We start from the raw sequence: 23,248 nt of genomic DNA, 5'->3' as shown, positions 1-23,248 counted from the left end.
GACAGAAAATATAAGCAAGGATTCGTAATCCTTATAAAAGGCTTATATAGTCCGCCATGAACGAGATCCTCTGGAGTCGAAAAGCGGTCAAGCAGTTGATGCGACTGCACCACGAGCATCAGGTCCAGGTTCGTGATGCGATTGCCCTGCTGGCCGACATGCCCGCCAGTGGCAGCGTCAAAGCCCTGTCCGGCCACACTATGCCTATCGCCTGCGGGTCGGGCAGTACCGGGTCCTGTTCGACTGGGATCGAGTTATCCACATCGTCAGTGTTCAAGAGGTCAAGAAACGTGATGAACGCACCTACTGACATCCAGATCATCCACGGCCCGGACGGCAGCCCGGCATTCGTGGTGATTCCCTACGCGCAGTACATGGCACAACACCAGGAAGCCGATCTGATTCCCCATGACGTCGTCAGCCGCATGGTCGACGGCGCCACGCCGATCCGCGCCTGGCGCGAGCACCTGCACCTGACCCAGGACGAAGTCGCCAGGCGCCTGGGGATTTCCCAGCCGGCCTTTGCCCAGCAGGAAAGCGTCGCCCGCCCGCGTCGGGCCACCCGGGAAAAGATCGCCGCCGCCTTCGGCATACGCGCCGACCAGCTGGAGCTGTAAGCTGCGCCTCACTCACTGATTGAAAGGGTTCCCCATGAGCATTTGCGGTATCGAGATCAAAGGCAGCGAAGCCATCTTCGCCCTCGCCACCCTGCAAGACGGCGCGCCGCAGCACCAGCCGCTGAGCGTCAAGAAAATCGCCCTGGAAGACGACGATGAAGCGGGCAACGTCCGGGCCTTCGCCGCCCGGATCGATGCCTTTGTCCGCGAACACCGGATCACCCGCATCGCCATCAAGAAGCGCAGCAAGAAAGGCGAGTTCGCTGGCGGCCCCACCACCTTCAAGATCGAAGGCGTGTTGCAACTGCTGGAACACTGCGAAGTGACCCTGCTGTCGCCGCAGACCATCAATGCCCAGCACAAGAAGCACGACTTCGCCCTGCCGGCGAGCCTCAACAAGTACCAGCACGAAGCCTACAAGACCGCCTGCGCCGCCCTGTTCAAACAATAACCGTAGGAGCCGGCTTGCCGGCGAACAGGCTCGCCAGCGCTACCGAGCCCGAGTCAAACCAGTTCCCGGCTACCCCCCGACTGCCGCCGATCCTCCCGCGGACAATTCACGAAGCGCGCGCGGTAGCTGCGGGTGAAGTAGGACGGCGACTCAAAGCCGCAGGCGATGCTCACCTCCAGCACGCTCATGTCGGTCTGGCGCAGCAGTTGCCGGGCTTTCTCCAGGCGCAGGCCGAGGTAGAAGTTGCTCGGGGTGTCGTTCAGGTGCAGGCGGAACAGGCGCTCCAGCTGGCGCCGGGTGACCTTGATCGACTCCGCCAGAGCCAGGGTGCTCAGGGGCGGCTCGCTGTGCTGCTCCATCTCGCCGATCACCTGCACCAGCTTCTTGTTGCTGATGCCGTAGCGGCTGGCCACTTCCATGCGCTGGTGATCCTTGCGCGGGCGGATGCGCCCCAGCACGAACTGCTCGCTGACCTGAATCGCCAGTTGCGGGCCGTGGGCCTGGGCGATCAGGTCGAGCATCATGTCGATGGACGCGGTGCCGCCGGCGCAGGTGATCCGCCGCCGATCGATCTCGAACAGTTCCTGGGTCACGCTCAGTTGCGGGTAGGACTCCTTGAACGCCTCGATGGCCTCCCAGTGCAAGGTCACCCGGTGCCCCTCCAGCAGCCCGGCCTCGGCGAGGATCACGCTGCCGGTGTCGATGCCGCCCAGGGTCACGCCCTCCAGGTCCAGGCGGCGCAACCAGTGCTCCAGGGCTGGCGTCAGGCACTTCAGCGGTTCGAAACCGGCCACCACCCACAAGGTGGCGCCCTTCTTCAGCGGCTCCAGGGCCGCGTCAACATTGACCGACATGCCGTTGCTGGCCAGCACCGCGCCGCCGTCGGCACTGAGCACATGCCAGCGATACAGCTCGCCACGAAAGCGATTGGCCACCCGCAGCGGCTCGATGGCGGAAATGAAACCGATGGCGGAGAACCCCGGCATCAGCAGGAAGTAGAAGTCCTGGGACATGCAACGCACTCCGGTGACGGCCAGCGTGGGCCCTGTGATACGCCAAATGCCCCCCTGTCACAAGGGGCCAGGTCGCTGCAGTGCAAGAGTCGGTCGCCGCTGTGCGTTTGCCGTCCCTGGCGCCTGCGTACCTTGAGCTCACCGACGCACCAAGACGCCGGGATCGACAATAACGACCTGCCGAGGGAACCCACATGAAACGACTGATCAGCCGCTGTGTGCTTGCGCTTAGTGGTAGCGTTTTTCTGATGTCAGGGGCCATGGCCGCCGACGCCCCCAGTTGCCAGAACGTGCGCCTGGGCGTGGTCAACTGGACCGACGTGATCGCCACCAGCGCCATGACCCAGGTCCTGCTCGATGGCCTGGGCTACAAGACCAAGCAGACCAGCGCCTCGCAGCAGATCATCTTCGCCGGCATCCGTGACCAGCGCCTGGACCTGTTCCTCGGCTACTGGAACCCGCTGATGACCCAGACCATCACCCCCTTCGTCGAGGCCAATCAGGTCAAGGTCCTGGCCGAGCCCAGCCTCAAGGACGCCCGCGCCACCCTGGCCGTGCCCTCCTACCTGGCGGACAAGGGCCTGAAGACCTTTGCCGACATCGCCAAGTTCAAGAAGGAGCTGGGGGGCAAGATCTACGGCATCGAGCCCGGCTCGGGCGCCAACACCCAGATCAAGGACATGATCGCCAAGAACCAGTTCGGCCTGGGCCAATTCCAGCTGGTGGAGTCCAGTGAGGCCGGCATGTTGTCGGCGGTGGCCCGGGCGGTGAAGCGCAACGAGGCCATCGTGTTCTTCGGCTGGGCGCCGCATCCGATGAACGTCAACTTCAAGATGACCTACCTCAGTGGCAGCCAGGACGCCCTGGGCCCGAACGAGGGCCAGGCCACGGTGTGGACCGTCACCGCGCCGACCTATGCCGAGCAGTGCCCGAACGTGCACCGGCTGCTGACCAACCTGACCTTCAGCGCCGAAGACGAGAGCCGCATGATGCAGCCGCTGCTGGATCACAAGGACGCCCTGGAATCGGCCCGCCAGTGGCTCAAGGACCACCCGCAGGACCAGCAGCGCTGGCTTGAAGGGGTCACCACCTTCGATGGCAAGCCGGCCGCCGAACACCTGCAACTGACCAGCAAGTAAACAACCGCCACTACCGCCGCGCAGCCCGCCCAGGGCTGCGCACGGCCACCTCACGCCCCCAGCAAACCCGCCTGTAAGGAATCGCACCATGAACCACGACGTCATCATCACCTGCGCACTCACCGGTGCTGGCGACACGACCGCCAAGAGCCCCCACGTGCCGGTCACCCCGAAACAGATTGCCGCCGCCGCGGTGGAGGCCGCCAAGGCCGGGGCCACGGTGGTCCACTGTCACGTGCGCGACCCGGCGACCGGCAAGTTCAGCCGGGACGTGGCGCTGTACCGCGAAGTCATGGAGCGCATTCGCGAGGCCGACATCGACATCATCGTCAACCTCACCGCCGGCATGGGCGGCGACCTGGAGATTGGCGCCGGTGAACGTCCCATGGAGTTCGGGCCCAACACCGACCTGGTGGGGCCGCTGACCCGCCTGGCCCATGTCGAGGAGCTGCTGCCGGAGATCTGCACCCTGGACTGCGGCACCCTCAACTTCGGCGATGGCGACACCATCTACGTCTCTACCCCGGCCCAACTGCGGGCCGGCGCCAGGCGCATCCAGGAACTGGGGGTGAAGGCCGAACTGGAGATCTTCGACACCGGCCACCTGTGGTTCGCCAAGCAGATGATCAAGGAAGGCCTGCTGGACGACCCGCTGTTCCAGCTGTGCCTGGGCATTCCCTGGGGCGCCCCGGCGGACACCACCACCATGAAGGCCATGGTCGACAACCTGCCGGCGGATGCGGTCTGGGCCGGCTTCGGCATCGGCCGCATGCAGATGCCCATGGCCGCGCAGGCGGTACTGCTGGGAGGCAACGTGCGGGTCGGCCTGGAAGACAACCTGTGGCTGGATCGCGGCGTGCTCGCCACCAACGGCCAACTGGTGGAGCGGGCCACGGAAATCCTCAGCCGCCTTGGCGCCCGGGTCCTGACCCCGGCCGAGGGCCGGCAGAAGATGGGCCTGAAGCAACGCGGCTAACCCACACACCCTCCCCCTGTAGGAGCGAGCTTGCTCGCGAAGAGGCCCGCAAGGCCGCCGACAGCTTCGCTGGCAAGCCAGCCCCTACGGGGTGTTTATCTGGAGCACGCAATGACCTTTATCACCGAAATCAAAACCTTCGCCGCCCTGGGCAGCGGCGTGATCGGCAGCGGCTGGGTGGCCCGCGCCCTAGCCCACGGCCTGGACGTGGTGGCCTGGGACCCGGCCCCCGGCGCCGAAGCCGCCCTGCGCAAGCGAGTCGCCAATGCCTGGAGCGCCCTGGAACAACAGGGCCTGGCGCCCGGCGCCTCGCCACAGCGCCTGCGCTTTGTCGCCACCATCGAAGAATGCGTGAAAGACGCCGACTTCATCCAGGAAAGCGCCCCCGAGCGCCTGGAACTCAAGCTGGAACTGCACAGCAAGATCAGCGCCGCGGCCAAGCCCGAGGCCCTGATCGGCTCCAGCACCTCGGGCCTGCTGCCCAGTGAATTCTACGAGGGCTCGACCCACCCGGAACGCTGCGTGGTGGGCCACCCGTTCAACCCGGTGTACTTGCTGCCGCTGGTGGAAGTGGTGGGCGGCCAGCGCACCGCACCCGCCGCGATACAGGCGGCGATCCGGGTCTATGAATCCTTAGGCATGCGCCCCTTGCACGTGCGCAAGGAAGTGCCGGGTTTCATTGCCGACCGCCTGCTCGAAGCGCTGTGGCGCGAAGCCTTGCACCTGGTCAACGACGGGGTGGCGACCACCGGTGAGATCGACGATGCGATCCGCTTTGGCGCCGGCCTGCGCTGGTCGTTCATGGGCACCTTCCTCACCTACACCCTGGCCGGGGGCGACGCCGGCATGCGCCACTTCATGGCCCAGTTCGGCCCGGCGCTGCAACTGCCCTGGACCTACCTGCCGGCTCCGGAGCTGACCGACCAGCTGATCGACGACGTGGTCGAAGGCACGGCCGAACAACTGGGCAGCCACAGCATTTCGGCCCTGGAGCGCTATCGTGATGACTGCCTGCTGGCGGTGCTGGAGGCGGTCAAAACCACCAAGGCCAAGCACGGCATGCACTTTCACGATTAACCCCAACCTCCGTAGGAGCTGGCTTGCCAGCGAACAGGCCGTCAAGCCAGGCGCAACCCCAACGGACGCCTTCGCCGGCAAGCCGGCTCCTACCGTTATCCGGTGACCTTATGCCTGCCCTGACCACCTACAGCACCCGCATCATCAACGACTGGGTCGACTACAACGGCCATCTGCGCGACGCCTTCTACCTGCTGATCTTCAGCTACGCCACCGATGCCCTGATGGATCGCCTGGGGCTCGACAGCGACCACCGCGAAGCCAGCGGCCACTCGCTGTTCACCCTGGAACTGCACCTGAACTACCTGCACGAAGTGAAGCAGGGCACCGAGGTCCAGGTGCGCACCCAGATCATCGGCCACGACCGCAAGCGCCTGCACCTGTATCACAGCCTGCACAAGGTCGGTGATCCCCAGGAGCTGGCCGGCAACGAACAGATGCTGCTCCACGTCGACCTGGCCGGACCGCGTTCGGCGCCGTTCAGCGAGCCGGTCCTGCAGCGCCTGCAAGCTCTGACCGTCGAACAGGCCGATCTGCCGCGCCCGGCCTACATCGGCCGGGTCATCGGCCTGCCCGCAGCGCAATAGCAACCCGCCCGAAAAGGAGATCACCGTGAACACCGCCGCCCTTGCCGACTATCGCCGTTACCCGCTGATCAGCCCGTTGAGCGCCCTGCAGCTATTGCCGGACCGGGTTCAGGTGCGCTGGGGCGATAAGCGCCTCAGCCCCTTTCACCATCAGTGGCTGCGGGACAACTGCCCCTGCCCGGAATGCGTCTACAGCGTGACCCGCGAACAGGTACTGGAAATCGTCGACGTCCCCGAAGACCTCGGCTGCCTCGGGGCGCGCATCGATAGTCAGGGCTGCCTGTGCCTCGACTGGTCGGACGGCCACCAGAGCCGCTTCGACCCCGGCTGGTTGCGGGCCCACGCCTATGACCGGCAATCCCGCGAGGAGCGCCGCGCCAACCAGGCGCAGCACCAGCTGTGGGACAGCCAGCTGCAACTGCCGGTGTTCGACTATCAGGCCCTGATGGAAGACTCCAAGGCGCTGCTGCAATGGCTGCTGGCCCTGCGCGACATCGGCCTGACCCAGGTACGCGGCGCGCCCACCGAACCCGGATCCCTGGCCCTGATCGCCCGGCGTATCTCATTTATTCGCGAGAGCAACTTCGGCGTGCTGTTCAACGTGCAGTCCAAGGCCGACGCCGACAGCAATGCCTACACCGCCTTCAACCTGCCTTTGCACAGCGACCTGCCGACCCGCGAACTGCAACCGGGGCTGCAGTTTCTGCATTGCCTGGTGAATGATGCGACGGGCGGCGAAAGCATCTTCGTCGACGGTTTTGCCATAGCCGACGCCTTGCGCCGCGAAGACCCCGACGCCTTCCGCGCGCTGTGTGAAATACCCGTGGAGTTTCGCAACAAGGACCGCCACAGCGACTACCGCTGCCTGGCGCCGATCATCGCCCTGGATGCCCTGGGCGAAGTGGCGGAAATTCGCATGGCCAACTTCCTGCGTGGTCCTTTCGACACCACCGAACAACAGATGCCGCGGCTGTACCGCGCCTACCGGCGCTTTATCGGCCTGACCCGCGAAGCCAGGTTCCGGGTGATCCGTCGCCTCGACCCGGGCCAACTCTGGTGTTTTGACAACCGCCGCACCCTGCACGCGCGCAACGCCTTCGACCCGGCCAGCGGCGCCCGACACTTCCAGGGCTGCTACATCGACCGCGACGAACTGCTCTCCAGAATCCTCGTGCTGCAACGCTGATCCTCATCCCTCAGCACCGGCGCCCCCCGCAGGAGCCGGCTGGCCGGCGACGCATGCCGGCCAGCCTTCCACAGGCAAAAAAAAGCCCCGATCAAGCCGTGACAGGATCGAGGCAGGGACTACTACTGAGGAGCTGCGGTGAGAAGGTGACCAAACCATCATGACGCGAGCTAAGTGCAGTCTGCCGACTCTACTCGCGAGCCGGTTAGCCGAAAGCGACGTGTTCGTAGGTAATAGAGCCAGCGGCGCCCTTCAGACCGCCTCGGTAAACAGCACCACCCTCACATAGAAACAGCCGGCCTTAGACATGAACAGCGTCAAAGGGGCTCTCTCAAGTGAACAACCGTTATATAGAAATACCCAATCTTGCTCCACTCTTCCCTTTTATTGTGAATCGTTTCTTCAGACCCCATTCTGATGTGGTACCCGAGCCCGGTTTTCTTATCTTTATAGAAGGTTTCACCTCTCACCTCCCAGACACAGCAGACAAACTTCATACGCTCCGTTACACCCATCTTTTTATCAAGATAGAGTTCTACGGCAAGTGCATCCTTTCCTTTAACTCTATATAAAGCAGTCAAGGGAGCACCCTGCCTCGTGGGCTCCGACTCACAACCAACGAACTCAATAGTATCCGGCGGGCTGGCAATACTCCTCAAAAAATCCCCGCAACCAATTGACGCTGACGCGCCGTTAGATGCCGCCATCAGAAAAAAAATAAAAACAGCTCTGAAGATATTTCTCACTTATCACAACTCCACTATCAGCTCACCAATGAATTTCCCAGCAGTATTGGGAACTCGTTTATTTATAAGGTAGTCATAAAGTGGATTCCATTTAAGAAGTTCGTAAAAAGTAACACAACCTTCCGAAACATGTCCGACGTGGAGATATCGAGTGCTATTTACTTTCGTCCCTTCTAATGCGATAGGAAACCAAACATCAGTACAAAGAACCTTACCAGGATGGGCGGCTCTGTATGCTGCGGTGCTGACATGGGCATGAGAATAATCTGGCGCCATGATCTTGTGTTTCCCAGGTGGGATGGGAGTATAAATCCCATTCCAAACACTGTTGAGCGTTACCTGCGCACTAAGACCAGCAAAAGTTGCCACCGCCCATTGTTGCCTGAAAAAAAGCCGCCTGATTTTTGACTCGACGTTGTCTTGCAGAGTTGAGTACTTAACCCTGACTATTGCGCCACTTTTTTCTGGGCCAACATCAGACATATACAAAGGAACATTAGAGTTACTCAGCGCAACTTCCTTACCCACATACTCTCCATTGCCATCCATCACTTTGAAAGCCGTATATTTACTATCAGCCCTCAACATTATTAATTTCGTATACTCGCACAAATAAACACGATCATATTTATATGGAAACAGTGGTTTAACACCTAACCAGCCACCTTTATCATCCGCCCGTCTCACATACTTGGTAGTCACACCAACGCGCTGTCGAGTGTTTGCATCCCTGGTAGTAGCATGCACATTGTTAGCCAGCACTATCTGATTCATGAGCGGCTCCTTAAACGACATCATCCGGTTCTATACGAAGCAGTTCGCTCGCGTTGGTAAAGACACGTTGCGTCAATCCATTGGAGTCCGTTACACCCCGATAGACTTTCCCTCCCGGGGTCACAATCTTGTAGCTAAAACCGGGAACCGGTTCGCCTTCAGCATCCAGCAGTTCAAACTGTTCGTTGTATGACTGTTGAATAGTCAGAGGAACAATAGGAGTGAATTCAGCAACGGTGACTGTAGTTCCGATAATGACCGTTCCCGATCCACCAATAACCACATTACCGTGGCTGCCCAGCGAATCCGTGGTAGCAACAGGTCGGCCATTGATCAATACATTACTGATCAAGTTACCCGTCAACGTCGCTCCACAAGCCGTCTGATCCCCCTCACGAGCAACTGGTAATCCATCGAAAATGACATCGGGCGAGCCACTGACGATGGGATTCACTCCATGCCCGGGAATCGGGCAGGCGGTGGGGTCGGTGGCTCGTGCAGCGGGCTTCCCTGACATGATGATTGCTCCTTGAGAACGGCGTTCAGCGATAAGGCCTGAATCATTGCGCTACCTCTTATGCCGCCAGGAGACAGGTCAAACAAGGCAGAAGAATCTGAAATGCAAGTCAGATCCGTAGCTAGACGACGACAGGGCCCATAGCACCGAGTTAGCCGAAAACGACCTGTTCATAGGTAAACGGGCCATCGCGACAATCTGCCCTTGCCGCCACCCGGACGGCCTACCAGAATCGGTTGACGACCACGCTCCCTGAACAAGGATAAAAGTCATGATGCATGCGGATCTGATTGACCAGGACGACCTGTTGGGACAACTCCGGGCCCTGGGTTTCGAAATGCCCGCAGGCGCCAGCGCCGAGCAGGCCTGCGAATGTGCGGTAAGGGGTTTGAGCGACGCGCGGGCCAAGGCGCTCAAGGGCATGGTGGAGCAGATGCTCACCGGCAATGCGACCATTCTGCCGGCGGTGCGCCAGGCCATCGACCGTCAGTTGCTGCCGGCGCTGGCCGAATACCTGCAGCACAAGCGCGCGTGAAAGTCCCCAAGGCCTGAGTCGGTTGCTAGAGTCCGCTCTCCCCAAACCGACACAGGCAATTTCCTCATGATCCGCATTCAACCCGGCGCCCTCAGCGAACCGTCCGGCTGGCTGCAATTGCGCCAGGAGCTATGGCCCGACTGCCCGCCGCAAGAGCACCTCGCTGAAATCCGCCAGATGCTGGCGCAGCCCGAGCGCTATGGCAGCTGGCTGGCCTATGGACAGGACGGTACGGCGGTGGGACTGGCCGAGGCGGCATTGCGCCACGACTACGTCAACGGCACCGAGAGCTCGCCGGTGGTGTTTCTCGAAGGGATCTATGTGGCTCCCGAGCAGCGGCGCCAGGGCATTGCCCAGCGGCTGATCGAGCAGGTGGCGGCATGGGGACGACAACAAGGCTGCGTGGAACTGGCCTCGGATACCAGCCTGGACAATCTGCCCAGCCAGAATTTGCACCACGCGCTGGGCTTCGAGGAAACCGAGCGCGTGGTGTATTTCAAGAAGCGTCTTTGACTACAGGCGCACGCTGGCGAAGGTCGACTCGTTGCGCGCCTGGCTCAAGGCCGACAGCGGGCCGGACAGCGGCGCCAGGACCATGGCTTGCGGCAGCGGCATCATCGCCACCTGCTGGGTGGTGTTGGAGCCGATGCGCTCGTCACGAGGCGGAATGCCGAAGTATTCGCGGTAGCACTTGGAGAAGTGCGGCGTGGAAACAAAACCACAAACCGAAGCCACTTCGATGATCGACATCGGCGTCTGCTTGAGCAGTTGCCGGGCACGGATCAGTCGCAGCTTGAGGTAGTAGCGCGACGGCGAACAGTGCAGGTACTTTTGGAACAACCGCTCCAGCTGACGCCGGGACACAGCGACGTACACCGCCAACTCGTCCAGATCGATCGGCTCTTCGAGGTTGGCCTCCATCAGGGCGACGATTTCCTGAAGCTTGGGCTGGTTGGTGCCGAGCATGTGCTTGAGGGGCACGCGCTGGTGATCCTGTTCGTTGCGGATGCGCTCATAGACGAACATTTCCGAGATTGCCGCCGACAGTTCGCGGCCATGATCACGGCTGATCAGGTGCAGCATCATGTCCAGCGGCGCGGTGCCACCGGAGCTGGTGAAGCGGTTGCGATCGAGGGTGAACAGGCGGGTGCTCATGGACACCCGAGGGAAGGCTTCCTGCATCGCCGCCAGGCATTCCCAGTGCACGCTGCAATCGAAGCCGTCCAGCAGGCCGGCACAGGCCAAGGCCCAGCTGCCGGTGCACACCGCACCCAGACGACGGGACTGGCGCGCCTGGCTTTGCAACCAGGACACATGCTCGCGGGTCACGGTGCGCTGGATGCCGATGCCGCCGCAGACGATCACGGTGTCGAGGCTGGGGGCTTTGTGCATGGAGGCGTCGGGGGTGATTTGCAGACCGTCACTGGCCCAGACCTGACCGCCATCGACGCTGAGGGTGGTCCAGCGATACAGCTCGCGGCCGGACAGTTGGTTGGCCATGCGCAGGGGTTCGACTGCGGAGGCCAGGGAAATCAGCGTGAAATTGTCCAGCAGCAGAAAGCCGATGGATTGAGGCGCACGGTTCTGGGGTTGGGCCCCGGAGTTGAACGACGTCATCGCGATATCTCCTCACACAAAGCGGGTGATGGCCTCAGGCGGAGGCTCTTTTTATGTGCCCTGCGACTCATCGGAGGCGGGCTTGATATTCACAGAGCAATTGCCATGCCTAAAGTTGAATGGGCATTCAATAACTCCTGAAAACGACGTCGCGACGCGTCTATATAGCCCTTGTCAATGTGCGGATAAGAAGCGCCGAAAGGCGCGGCGCAGCGGCGCCGACAAAAGCGGTGAGCAGTTAGGTAGCACTTGGGCCGCCAAGGCGTTGCGCCAAGGCCGGCGAGTGTCACTCAAAGCACAGCGCGCCGACCCACGGACAGGTCCGCCGGCGCGCCGGGCAACTTGTCTATTCGCGACGCGCTAAAAGGTGGCGCGCCACGGCTCGAGTGAGCCATTTGCGCGCGCCGGCGCCCCTGGTTCACACCCGGCAGAGCGTCGAGGGAGGCTCAGCATTCCACCGCGCTCACGGCCAGGCCGCCACGGGAAGTCTCTTTATATTTGTCATGCATGTCCGCCCCGGTATCACGCATGGTGCGAATCACCCGATCCAGGGAGATGAAGTGCTGGCCATCGCCGCGCAAGGCCATCTGCGCGGCATTGATCGCCTTCACCGCGGCAATCGCGTTGCGCTCGATGCAGGGCACCTGCACCAGCCCGCCCACCGGATCGCAGGTCAGGCCCAGGTTGTGCTCCAGGCCGATTTCCGCGGCGTTGCACAACTGCTCGGGGCTGGCCCCGAGGATCTCCGCCAGCCCCGCCGCCGCCATGGCGCAAGCCGAACCCACCTCGCCCTGGCAACCGACTTCGGCACCGGAGATCGAGGCGTTCTTCTTGCACAGGATGCCGATGGCCGCCGCGCCGAGGAAGAAATCCACCACGTTGGCGTCGGTCACGTCCTCGCTGAATTTCATGAAGTAGTGCAGCACCGCCGGAATGATCCCCGCCGCGCCATTGGTGGGGGCGGTAACCATGCGTCCACCGGCGGCGTTCTCTTCGTTCACCGCCAGGGCGAACAGGTTGACCCACTCCATGGCGCTCAAGGTGGAGCCGATCACATTGGGCTTGTTCAATTCCTGCAAGCTACGGTGCAACTTGGCCGCACGCCTGCGCACATTGAGCCCGCCGGGCAGGATGCCTTCGTGCTTGAGGCCCTGCTCCACGCAATCCTGCATGGCGCGCCACAGCGCCATCAGGCCGCTGCGGATTTCCTCCTCCGAGCGCCAGACCTTCTCGTTGGCCAGCATCAGCTCGGCGACCCGCAGCTTGTGCTGCTGGCACAGATCCAGCAGCTCCACCGCGCTGGAGAAGTCATAAGGCAGCTCGCTGCGATCCAGGTCCGCCACACCACTGCTGGCCTGGGCCTGGTCGACGACAAAACCGCCGCCCACCGAATAGTAGGTATCGCGGTACAGCTCCGTGCCTTCAGCCTCCGCCACCAGGGTCATGGCGTTGGGGTGAAACGGCAGGTTCTCATCCAGCAGGCGCATGTCCCGGGCCCAGACGAAAGGCACCGGCAGGCGCCCGTCCAGCAGCAAGGTGTCGGTTTCCCGCAGCTGCTGGATACGCGGGCCGATCAGCGCAGGGTCGATCGCGTCCGGCCACTCCCCCATCAGCCCCATGATCACCGCGTTGTCGCTGCCATGGCCGATGCCGGTGGCCGACAGCGAGCCGAACAGCTGCACCTCGACCCGCCGCACCCGCTCCAGCAGTTGCCTTTCCTTCAATGCCTGAACGAACAGCGCCGCGGCACGCATGGGTCCGACGGTGTGGGAACTGGAGGGGCCGATGCCGATCTTGAACAAGTCGAAAACACTGATAGCCATTACTGCGTAACTCCTCGATGAGCACAGTCCAGGCGTCGAAAACGCCCTCTGACGGAGCTGCTACGCTCAAGCTGCAATCCGCCGAGAAGGGCGCATCATCAGGCTTTTACCGTGCCTCGCGACGTCTGACACCGACCCACTCATGCCCACCAACGCCGCCTGGCGCGAGGCTCGGGTTGCGGGCGTTTTTTGCGGTGCAGATGCTGGAAAAAATGCCCGGAAACACTGTAAGCGACCTCACCGACACTGGATGCGACCCTCCCTGTACTGGATACGACGCACCCCGTAGGCGACAGTTTTTCACTGGTACATGATCAGTCTCGACTCGATTGCAAGGCACGGTGGTAGAGCTGTCCCCGGCACACCAACCGCCACACTTATAAGCGCGGTCCACACGCCGCCAGAAAAACATCCAGGAGTCCCCCCTATGAAAGGTTCCCCGTCGTTGTTGTTGGCCGCCATGCTGAGTCTGCCGCTTCTGGCACACGCCGCAGAACCGGAGCAATGCAGTACCGTAAACTTCTCCGATGTCGGCTGGACCGACATCACCGTGACCACCGCCACCACCAGCGTTGTGCTCAACGCCCTGGGCTACAAGACCAAGACCACGATGATTTCCGTGCCGGTGACCTACAAGTCCCTGGCCGACGGCAAGAACATGGACGTGTTCCTCGGCAACTGGATGCCGACCATGGAAAACGACATCAAGCCTTACCGCGACGCCGGCACCGTGGAAACCGTGCGCGCCAACCTGGAGAACGCCAAGTACACCCTGGCAGTCCCCGAGTCCTTGTATGACAAGGGCCTGAAAGACTTCGCCGACATCGTCAAGTTCAAGAAGGAACTGGACGGCAAGATCTACGGCATCGAGCCGGGCAACGACGGCAACCGCACCATCCAGACCATGATCGACAAGAACGCCTTCGGCCTGAAGGACGCCGGCTTCAAGGTGGTGGAGTCCAGCGAAGCAGGCATGCTGTCCCAGGTCGAGCGCGCTCAGCGACGCGACACCGCGGTGGTGTTCCTGGGCTGGGAACCGCACCCGATGAACACGCGCTTCAAGATGAAGTACCTGACCGGGGGTGACGAGTACTTCGGCCCCAACTTCGGCCAGGCCACCATCTACACCAACACCCGCAAGGGCTACACCACCGAATGCAGCAACGTCGGCCAGTTGCTGAAGAACCTGTCGTTCACCCTGAACATGGAAAGCAGCCTGATGGGCAACGTGCTGGACGACAAGATGAAGCCTGAAGCGGCCGCCAAGGCCTGGCTGAAAAAGAATCCACAGGTGCTCGATACCTGGCTCGCCGGCGTGACCACCATTGACGGTAAACCCGGCCTGGAAGCCGTGAAAGCCAAGCTTGCCCAGTAATCGCTTACGCCGGGCGGGCTTGCCCGCCCGGGCTGTTTTTTCCTTGCATGCGGACGTTCAATACCATGCTCACTGATCAGAAAATCCCCCTGGGCCAGTACATCGCGGCTTTCGTAGAGTGGTTGACGAAGCACGGCGCCGGCACCTTCGACGCGATCGCTACCACCCTGGAAACCATGATCCACGGCGTGACGTTCGCGCTGACCTGGTTCAACCCCCTGGCCCTGATCGGCCTGATCGCCCTGCTGGCGCACATGATCCAACGCAAATGGGGCCTGACCGTATTTGTCGTGCTGTCCTTCCTGCTGATCCTCAACCTGGGGTACTGGCAGGAAACCATGGAAACCCTGGCCCAGGTGCTGTTCGCCACCCTGGTCTGCGTGGTCATCGGCGTACCGCTGGGGATCGTCGCCGCGCACAAGCCGCTGTTCTTCACCATGATGCGTCCGGTCCTGGACCTGATGCAGACCGTTCCCACCTTCGTCTACCTGATCCCGACCCTGACCCTGTTCGGCCTGGGTGTGGTGCCCGGCCTGATTTCCACCGTGGTGTTCGCCATCGCCGCGCCGATCCGCCTGACCTACCTGGGCATTCGCGATGTTCCACAAGAGTTGATGGACGCCGGCAAGGCCTTTGGCTGCTCGCGCCGTCAGTTGTTGTCGCGCATTGAGCTGCCCCACGCCATGCCGAGCATCGCCGCCGGTATTACCCAATGCATCATGCTCTCGCTGTCGATGGTGGTGATCGCCGCCCTGGTCGGCGCCGACGGCCTGGGCAAACCCGTGGTCAACGCACTCAATACCGCCGACATTGCCCTGGGCTTTGAAGCCGGTCTGGCCATCGTGCTGCTGGCGATCATGCTCGACCGTATCTGCAAACAACCTGAAGCCAAAGTAGGGGGTGACGCATGAGCATAATCCGCTTCGACAACGTAGACGTTATCTTCTCCAAGGATCCTCGGGAGGCGCTCAAGCTGCTGGACCAGGGCATGACCCGCAACGAGATCCTGAAAAAGACCGGACAAATCGTCGGCGTGGAAAAAGCCAGCCTGGACATCCAGAAAGGCGAGATCTGCGTACTCATGGGCCTTTCCGGCTCCGGCAAGTCCAGCCTGTTGCGTTGCATCAACGGCCTCAACACCGTGAGCCGCGGCAAGCTGTTCGTCGAGCACGAAGGCAAGCAGATCGACATTGCCTCCTGTACCCCCGCCGAGCTGAAGATGATGCGCACCCAGCGCATCGCCATGGTGTTCCAGAAGTTCGCCCTGATGCCCTGGCTGACGGTGCGCGAGAACATCAGCTTCGGCCTGGAGATGCAGGGCCGACCGGAGAAGGAACGGCGCAAGCTGGTGGACGAGAAACTCGAACTGGTGGGCCTGACCCAGTGGCGCAACAAGAAGCCCGACGAGCTGTCCGGCGGCATGCAGCAGCGCGTGGGCCTGGCCCGCGCCCTGGCCATGGACGCCGATATCCTGCTGATGGACGAACCCTTCTCGGCCCTCGACCCGCTGATCCGCCAGGGGCTGCAGGACGAATTGCTGGAACTGCAACGCAAGCTGAGCAAGACCATCGTCTTCGTCAGCCACGACCTGGACGAAGCCCTGAAACTGGGCAGCCGCATCGCCATCATGAAAGACGGGCGGATCATCCAGTACAGCAAGCCGGAAGAGATCGTGCTCAACCCCGCGGACGACTATGTGCGCACCTTCGTCGCCCACACCAACCCGCTGAACGTGCTTTGCGGTCGCAGCCTGATGCGCAGCCTGGACAACTGCAAGCGGGTCAACGGCTCGGTGTGCCTGGACCCGGGCGGCGATTCCTGGCTCGACCTGGCGGAAGGCAACACCATCAAGGGCGCCCGCCGCAACGGCTCGCACATGGACCTGCAGAACTGGACTCCAGGGCAGGCGGTGGAAGAACTGGGCCGGCGTCCGACCCTGGTGGACTCCAATATCGGCATGCGCGACGCGCTGCAGATCCGCTACCAGACCGGCAACAAACTGGTGCTCCACGACAACCAGCAAGTGGTGGGCATCCTGGGCGACAGCGAGCTTTACCACGCGCTGCTCGGCAAGAACCTGGGTTAAGCCGCAGACACGAAAACGCCGCGAGCAATCGCGGCGTTTTGCTTTAACGGCCCCCCCCTTCTGTAGGAGCTGGCTTGCCAGCGAACAGGCCCTGAAGCCTTGCAGTGCCCTGAAGGGCGCCTTCGCCGGCAGCCGACTCCTACAGCGGCTGGAGCCGCTCCGTCGGGAGCGGTCCGTTACTTCACTCAGCTATAGACACGGCCGAGGAGCTGCCGATGGCTTTCGAACTGATCGAGCACATCACGGGTGATCTGCTCCTGGGTGAAGCCCATCAAGTCGTATTCCTGGCTGCCGTTGTGCAGGTAGACCTCGGCGCGGTAGAAACGGCTGCGCACTTCGCTGTCCGCCCCTTCCGGCTGGGTCGATTCGCTCGGCGCCGCCAGGTAGCCGTCCAGGCTCACTTCATAGACGAAGGGATTGCCCTCTTCCATTTCCACCCGCAGGCCCAGCAGATTCTTGGACTTGCCCAGGTTGGCCTGCACCTCATGGCCCAGGTTGCGCAGTTGCGCGGCGGCTTCCTGCAGGGCCGGGCTGATGTGCTTGTCCATGTAGCGCTGCACCACCGACTGGGTCGGTTGCAGGTCCAGCTGGCTCAGGCGTTCGCTGAAGCCGCGACGGCCGCGCTCGGCCAGTTGCGCTTGTTCCTGCTCGATCTGCACGTCCTGGCGCATGGCCTTGTGCAAGCCGAACATGAAGAAGATCAGCACCACCGAGAACGGCAGGCCGGCCAGCACCACCATGGTCTGCATGGCTTCGAAGTTGCCGGCGAACAACAGACCGATAGTCACCAGGGTGATCACCACCGACCAGAAGATCCGCAGCCAGTGCGGGGCGTCTTCGTCGACGTTGCCGCCCTTGCAGGACAGGTTGGCCATCATCACCGCGCCGGAGTCGGCGGGGGTCAGGAACAGCACGAAGCCGACGAAGATCGAGACACCGATGACAATCTTCGATGCCGGGTAGTGCTCAAGCAGTTGGTAGATCGCCATGGACGGCTGTTCCAGCGCCGTCTTGCCCAGCTCCACCGCGCCCTGGTTGACCACCAGGTCCAGGGCCGAGTTACCGAAGATCGACAGCCAGGCCAGGGTGAAGCCCAGGGGAATAAGCAGCACGCCGGCCACCAGCTCCCGCACGGTGCGACCGCGGGAAATACGCGCAATGAACATGCCCACGAAAGGTGCCCAGGAAATCCACCAGGCCCAGTAGAACAGGGTCCACAGGCCCAGCCAGCGGTCGGACTTGGCGTTGTCGCCTTCATACACATAGAGGTCGAAGGTCTTGAGCACCACACCGTTGAGGTAGTCGCCGATGTTCTGCACGAAGCCGTTGAGCAGGTGCAGGGTCGGGCCGAACAGCAGGACGAAGATCAACAGGCCGCTGAACAGCACGATGTTCAGGTTGGACAGGCGGCGAATGCCGTTCTCCACGCCGGACACCGCAGCGATGGTGGCCACCGTGCTCATGACGATGATCACGATCAGCAGGTTGGTGTTGCTGTGCTCCATGCCGAACAGGTTTTCCAGGCCGGAAGACACCTGCATCGAACCAATCCCGAGGTTGGTCACCAGGCCCAGCAGGGTCACGAACATGCCGAAACCGTCCACCGCGTGGCCGGCCGCGCCCTTGACCCAACGCTCGCCCACCAGCGGGTACAACGCCGAACGCAGCGCCAGCGGCTGGTTATGCCGATAGGCGAAGTACGCCACCGCCAAACCCACCAGGGCATAGATCGCCCAGCCATGCAGGCCCCAGTGCAGGAAGGTCAGCTGCAACGCCTGGCGTGCCGCCAGGTTGCTGCCGGGTACGCCTTCCGGCGGATTGAAGTAGTGGTCCAGGGGCTCGGAAGCACCGAAGTACAGCAGCGAGATACCGATGCCGGAGGAGAACAGCATCCCCGCCCAGGCGCCGTAGCTGAAGTCCGGGGTGTCTTGCTTGGTCCCCAGCTTGAGCTTGCCGTAGGAGGAGAACGCCAGGCCCACCACGAACACCAGGTAGGCGGCGATCACCACCATGTAGTACCAGCCGAAGCTGCGGGACAACCAGGCCTGGGCAATGCCCAGCAATCTGCCGGCCTCTTGCGGGGCGATGATCAGAATGGCGGTCAACAACAGGATCAGCGCGGTGGAGGTGTAGAACACCCAACCGTTGACCCGCACCTTCTCCGGTGGGGTCTTTATAAGAGAGGCAGAACTCATTGCACAGATGCTCCAGGCAGTGCGAGAGAAGGACACAAGGCAACACCGCACCCGACCAATCGGTTAGTTGGCAGCCGATCATCGGGTGATATAAAGACACCCCGAAAAAGCCCGAAACCGCAAAAGCCGCGTTGCGCACCCGCATCCAAGGTCAGTGACGAACCTGCAGCTCGTCGCCTGTTCCCCGGAGCGTCCTGCCCCTTCAACACGTTCTTACTCTTGCCGGTCCACGCCATGCCACGTGTAAGTTTTGGGCTATTTCGGAGGTCGTTTTCCCGCCGTCCGCGAGTAGGAAAACCTCCCCAGGCAGCGACGATTTGTCGCAGATCTTATTCTTTGTTGATTGAACGTTCAATCAAAACAAAATAGACTGGCCCACAAGTCGACTGGCGTCATACGCCCGCCGACAGGCCTAAGGAGAGGTATCAGATGCCCAAGGTCGGTATGCAACCCATACGCCGCCAGCAATTGATCGAAGCCACGCTGCAAGCGGTCGATCAGGTCGGAATGGGGGACGCCAGCATTGCGCTGATCGCCCGTTTGGCCGGTGTTTCAAACGGCATCATCAGTCACTACTTTCGGGACAAGAACGGCCTGATCGCAGCGACGATGGGTTACATCATGAGCATGCTCAACGAAGGCGTCAGAGCACGCCGCCAGGCCCTGACGGACGACAGTCCGCGCGCTCACCTGAAAGTGATCATCGAGGGCAACTTCGATGCCAGCCAGGTGAACGGCCCGGCAATGAAAACCTGGTTGGCCTTCTGGGCTTCCAGCATGCACCAGCCCGATTTGCACAGGTTGCAGCGGATCAACGACCACCGCTTGTATTCCAACCTGTGTTGCCAGTTCCGCCGTGCCCTGCCGCTCTACCATGCGCGCAAGGCTGCCCGCGGCCTGGCGGCTTTGATCGACGGTTTGTGGCTGCGTGGTGCCTTGTCGGGTGATGCATTCGACACCGACCAGGCGATACGGATCGCTTACGAATACATGGATCTACAACTGGCTAAGCAGGAGCGCCAGAGCACAAAAGAGACGCTCGGCCCCTGAACCGCCACTGATCAGCGCGCCCTGAACTTCGGGACACGCCCGGTGGTCAAGCCCACTACTTAATGCACTTGCGAGGACACTATGGCCCGTTTCGGACTGCAAAAACTCTACATCGACGGCGGCTACACCGATGCCGGCAGCGACGCTACCTTCGATGCCATCAACCCGGCCAACGGTGAAGTTCTCGCACAAGTGCAACGTGCGACCTTTGATGACGTGGAACGCGCCGTGGTCAGCGCCGAAAAAGGCCAGAAGATCTGGGCCGCCATGACCGCCATGGAGCGTTCGCGCATCCTGCGTCGCGCCGTGGAAATCCTCCGCGAGCGCAATGACGAACTGGCCGCCCTGGAAACCCTGGACACCGGCAAGGCCTTCTCCGAAACCAAGTACGTGGACATCGTCACCGGCGCCGACGTGCTGGAGTACTACGCAGGCCTGGTACCGGCCATCGAAGGCGAGCAGATCCCGCTGCGCACCACCTCCTTCGTCTACACCCGTCGCGAGCCCCTGGGCGTGGTGGCCGGCATCGGCGCCTGGAACTACCCGATCCAGATCGCCCTGTGGAAATCCGCGCCGGCCCTGGCCGCCGGTAACGCGATGATCTTCAAGCCCAGCGAAGTGACTTCGCTGACCACCCTGAAACTGGCCGAGATCTACACCGAAGCCGGCCTGCCGGCGGGCGTGTTCAACGTGCTGACCGGCAGCGGCCGTGAAGTCGGCACCTGGCTGACCGAGCACCCGCGCATCGAGAAAGTCTCCTTCACCGGCGGCACCGACACCGGCAAGAAGGTCATGGCCAGCGCTTCCAGCTCCTCGCTCAAAGACGTGACCATGGAACTGGGCGGCAAGTCGCCGCTGATCATCTTCGACGACGCCGACCTGGACCGCGCCGCCGACACCGCGATGATGGCCAACTTCTACAGTTCCGGTCAGGTCTGCACCAACGGCACCCGAGTGTTCGTACCGAGCCACCTGAAGGCCGCTTTCGAAGCCAAGATCGCCGAGCGCGTGGCGCGCATCCGCATCGGCAACCCGGAAGACGAAAACACCAACTTCGGTCCGCTGGTCAGCTTCCAGCACATGGAAAGCGTGCTGGGCTACATCGCCAAGGGTAAAGAAGAAGGTGCCCGCGTACTGTGCGGCGGCGAGCGCCTGACCGACGGCGAATTCGCCAAGGGTGCCTTCGTGGCGCCGACCGTGTTCACCGACTGCACCGACGACATGACCATCGTCCGTGAAGAAATCTTCGGCCCAGTGATGGCGATCCTGACCTACGAAACCGAAGAAGAAGTGATCCGCCGCGCCAACGACACCGACTTCGGCCTGGCCGCCGGTATCGTCACCAAGGACCTGAACCGCGCCCACCGCGTGATTCATCAGCTCGAAGCCGGTATCTGCTGGATCAACGCCTGGGGCGAATCCGACGCCAAGATGCCGGTTGGCGGCTACAAGCAATCGGGTGTTGGCCGTGAGAACGGCATCAGCTCGCTGAACAACTTCACCCGCATCAAGTCGGTGCAGGTCGAGCTGGGCGACTACGCCTCGGTGTTCTAAGCAGCTGCCAGCAGCCAGCTACAAGCGGCAGGCCCAGGCAACAGCCTGGCTTGCCGCCTGCTCCCCATTCAATGCCAAGCCCGCTTCGCTGCCTTCCCTGCAGCTTGAAGCTTGAGGCTTGCAGCTCTCCACGGAGGCTCCAATGGCCCAAGAATACGATTACATCATTGTGGGTGCCGGTTCGGCCGGTAACACCCTGGCGACCCGTCTGACCGAAGACGAAGGCGTCACTGTCCTGCTGCTGGAAGCCGGCGGCCCGGACTATCGTTTCGACTTCCGTACCCAGATGCCGGCGGCTCTGGCCTTCCCTCTGCAAGGCCGGCGCTACAACTGGGCCTACGAGACCGACCCGGAGCCACACATGGACGGTCGGCGCATGGAATGCGGTCGCGGCAAGGGCCTGGGTGGCTCGTCGCTGATCAACGGCATGTGCTACATCCGCGGCAACGCCATGGACTACGACGGCTGGGCCAAGCTGCCCGGCCTGGAAGACTGGACCTACCTGGACTGCCTGCCGTATTTCCGCAAGGCGGAAACCCGTGATATCGGCCCCAACGACTACCACGGTGGCGAAGGCCCGGTCAGCGTGACCACGCCCAAGGCCGGCAACAACCCGCTGTTCCACGCCATGGTCGAAGCCGGCGTACAAGCCGGTTACCCGCGCACCGAAGACCTGAACGGCTACCAGCAGGAAGGCTTCGGTCCGATGGACCGTACCGTGACCCCCAAAGGCCGTCGCTCCAGCACCGCCCGCGGCTACCTGGACATCGCCAAGAAGCGTTCGACCCTGACCATCGTCACCCACGCCCTGACCGACAAGATCCTCTTTGAGGGCAAGCGCGCGGTGGGCGTGAGCTACCTGCAAGGCAGCACCGAAGAGCGCGTGGAAGCCCGCGCCCGCAAGGAAGTGATCGTCAGCTCCGGCGCCATCGCCTCGCCGCAACTGCTGCAACGCTCCGGCGTCGGCCCCCGCGCCCTGCTGGAAAGCCTGGACATCCCGGTGGTTCACGACCTGCCGGGCGTGGGTGAAAACCTGCAGGACCACCTGGAGCTGTACCTGCAGTACGCCTGCACCCAACCGGTGTCGCTGTACCCATCGCTGCTGTGGTGGAACCAGCCGGCCATCGGTGCCGAGTGGCTGTTCAACGGCACCGGCATCGGCGCCAGCAACCAGTTCGAAGCCGGCGGTTTCATCCGTACCCGTCCGGAATTCGAATGGCCGAACATCCAGTACCACTTCCTGCCGGTGGCGATTAACTACAACGGCAGCAACGGTGTGAAAGAGCACGGTTTCCAGGCGCACATGGGTTCCATGCGCTCGCCGAGCCGTGGCCGCGTGCAGCTCAAGTCCAAGGACCCGCGCCAGCACCCGAGCATCCTCTTCAACTACATGGCCACCGAGCAGGACTGGCAGGAATTCCGCGACGGCATCCGCCTGACCCGGGAAATCATGCAGCAGCCGGCCCTGGACGCCTTCCGCGGTCGCGAGATCAGCCCGGGCATCGAGGTGCAAACCGATGAGCAGCTGGACAAGTTCATCCGCGAGCACGCCGAGACTGCGTTCCACCCGTCCTGCTCGTGCAAGATGGGCACCGACGACATGGCGGTAGTGGACGGCCAGGGCCGCGTGCACGGCATGCAGGGCCTGCGCGTGGTGGATGCCTCGATCATGCCGATCATCACCACCGGCAACCTCAACGCGCCGACGATCATGATGGCCGAGAAAATCGCCGACAAGATCCGTGGCCGTCAGCCGCTGCCCCGCAGCAAGGCCGACTACTACGTAGCCGGCGACGCTCCGGTACGTGGCAAGCCACTGCGCGACGTCAGCCCGACCGCGCAGTAAGCGACACGGGCGCCGACCGCAAGGGTCGGCGCCCTTTCTCACTTCCCCGCCCCACCCCGCAAAACGACCGCCTTGATCGCAGCC

22 protein-coding genes and 1 pseudogene are annotated in these 23,248 nt (G+C 62.3%); 16 read left to right on the top strand and 7 right to left on the bottom strand.

The features are described from left to right. Nucleotides 1-56 precede the first annotated feature (56 nt). From GGI48_RS31175 to GGI48_RS17870, 3 genes and pseudogenes are all read left to right on the top strand, one after another. A pseudogene (locus GGI48_RS31175) lies at nt 57-310 on the top strand (type II toxin-antitoxin system RelE family toxin). Further along, nucleotides 294-617: a helix-turn-helix domain-containing protein gene (locus GGI48_RS17875; protein ID WP_016967163.1), complete on the top strand. Its 324-nt coding sequence runs from the start codon at nt 294-296 to the stop codon at nt 615-617. Before GGI48_RS31175 ends, GGI48_RS17875 begins: the two are co-directional and overlap by 17 nt. A gap of 34 nt (nt 618-651) precedes the next feature. Then, nucleotides 652-1,068, top strand: a complete 417-nt coding sequence (locus GGI48_RS17870; protein WP_016967164.1) for a DUF3010 family protein — start codon at nt 652-654, stop codon at nt 1,066-1,068. A 53-nt stretch (nt 1,069-1,121) separates the two neighbouring features. On the opposite strand, the gene GGI48_RS17865 is transcribed toward GGI48_RS17870, so the two are convergent. Next, nucleotides 1,122-2,081: a GlxA family transcriptional regulator gene (locus GGI48_RS17865; protein WP_103740381.1), complete on the bottom strand. Its 960-nt coding sequence runs from the start codon at nt 2,079-2,081 to the stop codon at nt 1,122-1,124. Between the two features lie 194 nt (nt 2,082-2,275). Between GGI48_RS17865 and GGI48_RS17860 the strand changes: the two genes are divergently transcribed. The 5 genes from GGI48_RS17860 to GGI48_RS17840 all read left to right on the top strand — a co-directional run bounded on the left by GGI48_RS17860 (nt 2,276) and on the right by GGI48_RS17840 (nt 7,046). Then, nucleotides 2,276-3,220 (top strand): choline ABC transporter substrate-binding protein, encoded by a 945-nt coding sequence (locus GGI48_RS17860; RefSeq protein WP_047306438.1) that lies wholly within the window; start codon nt 2,276-2,278, stop codon nt 3,218-3,220. Nucleotides 3,221-3,308: 88 nt separating this feature from the next. Continuing rightward, nucleotides 3,309-4,196 (top strand): 3-keto-5-aminohexanoate cleavage protein, encoded by an 888-nt coding sequence (locus GGI48_RS17855; protein WP_047306439.1) that lies wholly within the window; start codon nt 3,309-3,311, stop codon nt 4,194-4,196. Nucleotides 4,197-4,307: 111 nt separating this feature from the next. Continuing rightward, nucleotides 4,308-5,273, top strand: coding sequence for an L-carnitine dehydrogenase (locus tag GGI48_RS17850; RefSeq protein WP_179599408.1), 966 nt, complete (start codon nt 4,308-4,310; stop codon nt 5,271-5,273). A 110-nt stretch (nt 5,274-5,383) separates the two neighbouring features. After that, a complete protein-coding gene (locus tag GGI48_RS17845) occupies nt 5,384-5,860 on the top strand; it encodes a thioesterase family protein (RefSeq protein ID WP_016962897.1) in 477 nt (158 codons plus the stop codon). A 25-nt stretch (nt 5,861-5,885) separates the two neighbouring features. Then, the gene (locus tag GGI48_RS17840; protein ID WP_179599406.1) at nt 5,886-7,046 is read left to right on the top strand and encodes a gamma-butyrobetaine dioxygenase; all 1,161 of its coding nucleotides are present in this window, start codon (nt 5,886-5,888) and stop codon (nt 7,044-7,046) included. Between the two features lie 317 nt (nt 7,047-7,363). Here the strand turns inward: GGI48_RS17840 and GGI48_RS17835 are convergent, their stop codons facing one another. The 3 genes from GGI48_RS17835 to GGI48_RS17825 are packed head-to-tail and all read right to left on the bottom strand — an operon-like array spanning nt 7,364 to nt 9,083. Beyond that, a complete protein-coding gene (locus GGI48_RS17835) occupies nt 7,364-7,792 on the bottom strand; it encodes a DUF4952 domain-containing protein (RefSeq protein WP_260620460.1) in 429 nt (142 codons plus the stop codon). Between the two features lie 3 nt (nt 7,793-7,795). After that, nucleotides 7,796-8,566 (bottom strand): hypothetical protein, encoded by a 771-nt coding sequence (locus GGI48_RS17830; RefSeq protein WP_179599404.1) that lies wholly within the window; start codon nt 8,564-8,566, stop codon nt 7,796-7,798. 10 nt (nt 8,567-8,576) lie between these two features. After that, nucleotides 8,577-9,083: a PAAR domain-containing protein gene (locus GGI48_RS17825; RefSeq protein WP_179599402.1), complete on the bottom strand. Its 507-nt coding sequence runs from the start codon at nt 9,081-9,083 to the stop codon at nt 8,577-8,579. Between the two features lie 271 nt (nt 9,084-9,354). Between GGI48_RS17825 and GGI48_RS17820 the strand changes: the two genes are divergently transcribed. Both GGI48_RS17820 and aac(6') read left to right on the top strand, forming a co-directional pair. After that, nucleotides 9,355-9,618, top strand: a complete 264-nt coding sequence (locus GGI48_RS17820; RefSeq protein ID WP_016962894.1) for a hypothetical protein — start codon at nt 9,355-9,357, stop codon at nt 9,616-9,618. A 66-nt stretch (nt 9,619-9,684) separates the two neighbouring features. Next, nucleotides 9,685-10,131 (top strand): aminoglycoside 6'-N-acetyltransferase, encoded by a 447-nt coding sequence (gene aac(6'), locus GGI48_RS17815; RefSeq protein WP_179599400.1) that lies wholly within the window; start codon nt 9,685-9,687, stop codon nt 10,129-10,131. On the opposite strand, the gene GGI48_RS17810 is transcribed toward aac(6'), so the two are convergent. Together GGI48_RS17810 and GGI48_RS17805 are read right to left on the bottom strand one after the other, a co-directional pair. Beyond that, on the bottom strand, nt 10,132-11,235 hold the full coding sequence (locus GGI48_RS17810; RefSeq protein ID WP_016962892.1) for a GlxA family transcriptional regulator: 1,104 nt from the start codon (nt 11,233-11,235) through the stop codon (nt 10,132-10,134). It abuts the gene before it with no gap. A 446-nt stretch (nt 11,236-11,681) separates the two neighbouring features. After that, nucleotides 11,682-13,058: an L-serine ammonia-lyase gene (locus GGI48_RS17805; RefSeq protein ID WP_047306446.1), complete on the bottom strand. Its 1,377-nt coding sequence runs from the start codon at nt 13,056-13,058 to the stop codon at nt 11,682-11,684. A 427-nt stretch (nt 13,059-13,485) separates the two neighbouring features. Between GGI48_RS17805 and GGI48_RS17800 the strand changes: the two genes are divergently transcribed. From GGI48_RS17800 to choV, 3 genes are all read left to right on the top strand, one after another. After that, nucleotides 13,486-14,433: a choline ABC transporter substrate-binding protein gene (locus GGI48_RS17800; RefSeq protein WP_179599398.1), complete on the top strand. Its 948-nt coding sequence runs from the start codon at nt 13,486-13,488 to the stop codon at nt 14,431-14,433. 65 nt (nt 14,434-14,498) lie between these two features. Next, nucleotides 14,499-15,344, top strand: a complete 846-nt coding sequence (choW, locus tag GGI48_RS17795; protein WP_016966356.1) for a choline ABC transporter permease subunit — start codon at nt 14,499-14,501, stop codon at nt 15,342-15,344. Continuing rightward, entirely contained in the window at nt 15,341-16,519 is a 1,179-nt protein-coding gene (choV, locus tag GGI48_RS17790; RefSeq protein WP_016966357.1) for a choline ABC transporter ATP-binding protein, read from the top strand. Before choW ends, choV begins: the two co-directional genes overlap by 4 nt. A 185-nt stretch (nt 16,520-16,704) precedes the next feature. On the opposite strand, the gene GGI48_RS17785 is transcribed toward choV, so the two are convergent. After that, on the bottom strand, nt 16,705-18,657 hold the full coding sequence (locus GGI48_RS17785; RefSeq protein WP_260620676.1) for a BCCT family transporter: 1,953 nt from the start codon (nt 18,655-18,657) through the stop codon (nt 16,705-16,707). Between the two features lie 486 nt (nt 18,658-19,143). Between GGI48_RS17785 and betI the strand changes: the two genes are divergently transcribed. From betI to betA, 3 genes are all read left to right on the top strand, one after another. Next, nucleotides 19,144-19,764, top strand: a complete 621-nt coding sequence (gene betI, locus GGI48_RS17780) for a transcriptional regulator BetI (protein WP_016966359.1) — start codon at nt 19,144-19,146, stop codon at nt 19,762-19,764. Nucleotides 19,765-19,845: 81 nt separating this feature from the next. After that, a complete protein-coding gene (gene betB / locus GGI48_RS17775) occupies nt 19,846-21,318 on the top strand; it encodes a betaine-aldehyde dehydrogenase (RefSeq protein ID WP_016966360.1) in 1,473 nt (490 codons plus the stop codon). A gap of 142 nt (nt 21,319-21,460) precedes the next feature. Then, nucleotides 21,461-23,164, top strand: a complete 1,704-nt coding sequence (gene betA, locus GGI48_RS17770) for a choline dehydrogenase (RefSeq protein ID WP_016966361.1) — start codon at nt 21,461-21,463, stop codon at nt 23,162-23,164. Nucleotides 23,165-23,248 lie beyond the last annotated feature (84 nt).

It is taken from the genome of Pseudomonas protegens (genome assembly GCF_013407925.2).
In the GTDB taxonomy this organism is placed as follows: Bacteria; Pseudomonadota; Gammaproteobacteria; order Pseudomonadales; family Pseudomonadaceae; genus Aquipseudomonas; species Aquipseudomonas fluorescens_AP.
The sequence above is the reverse complement of the archived record's forward strand: the minus strand, read 5'-3'. Positions and strand labels throughout refer to the sequence as shown.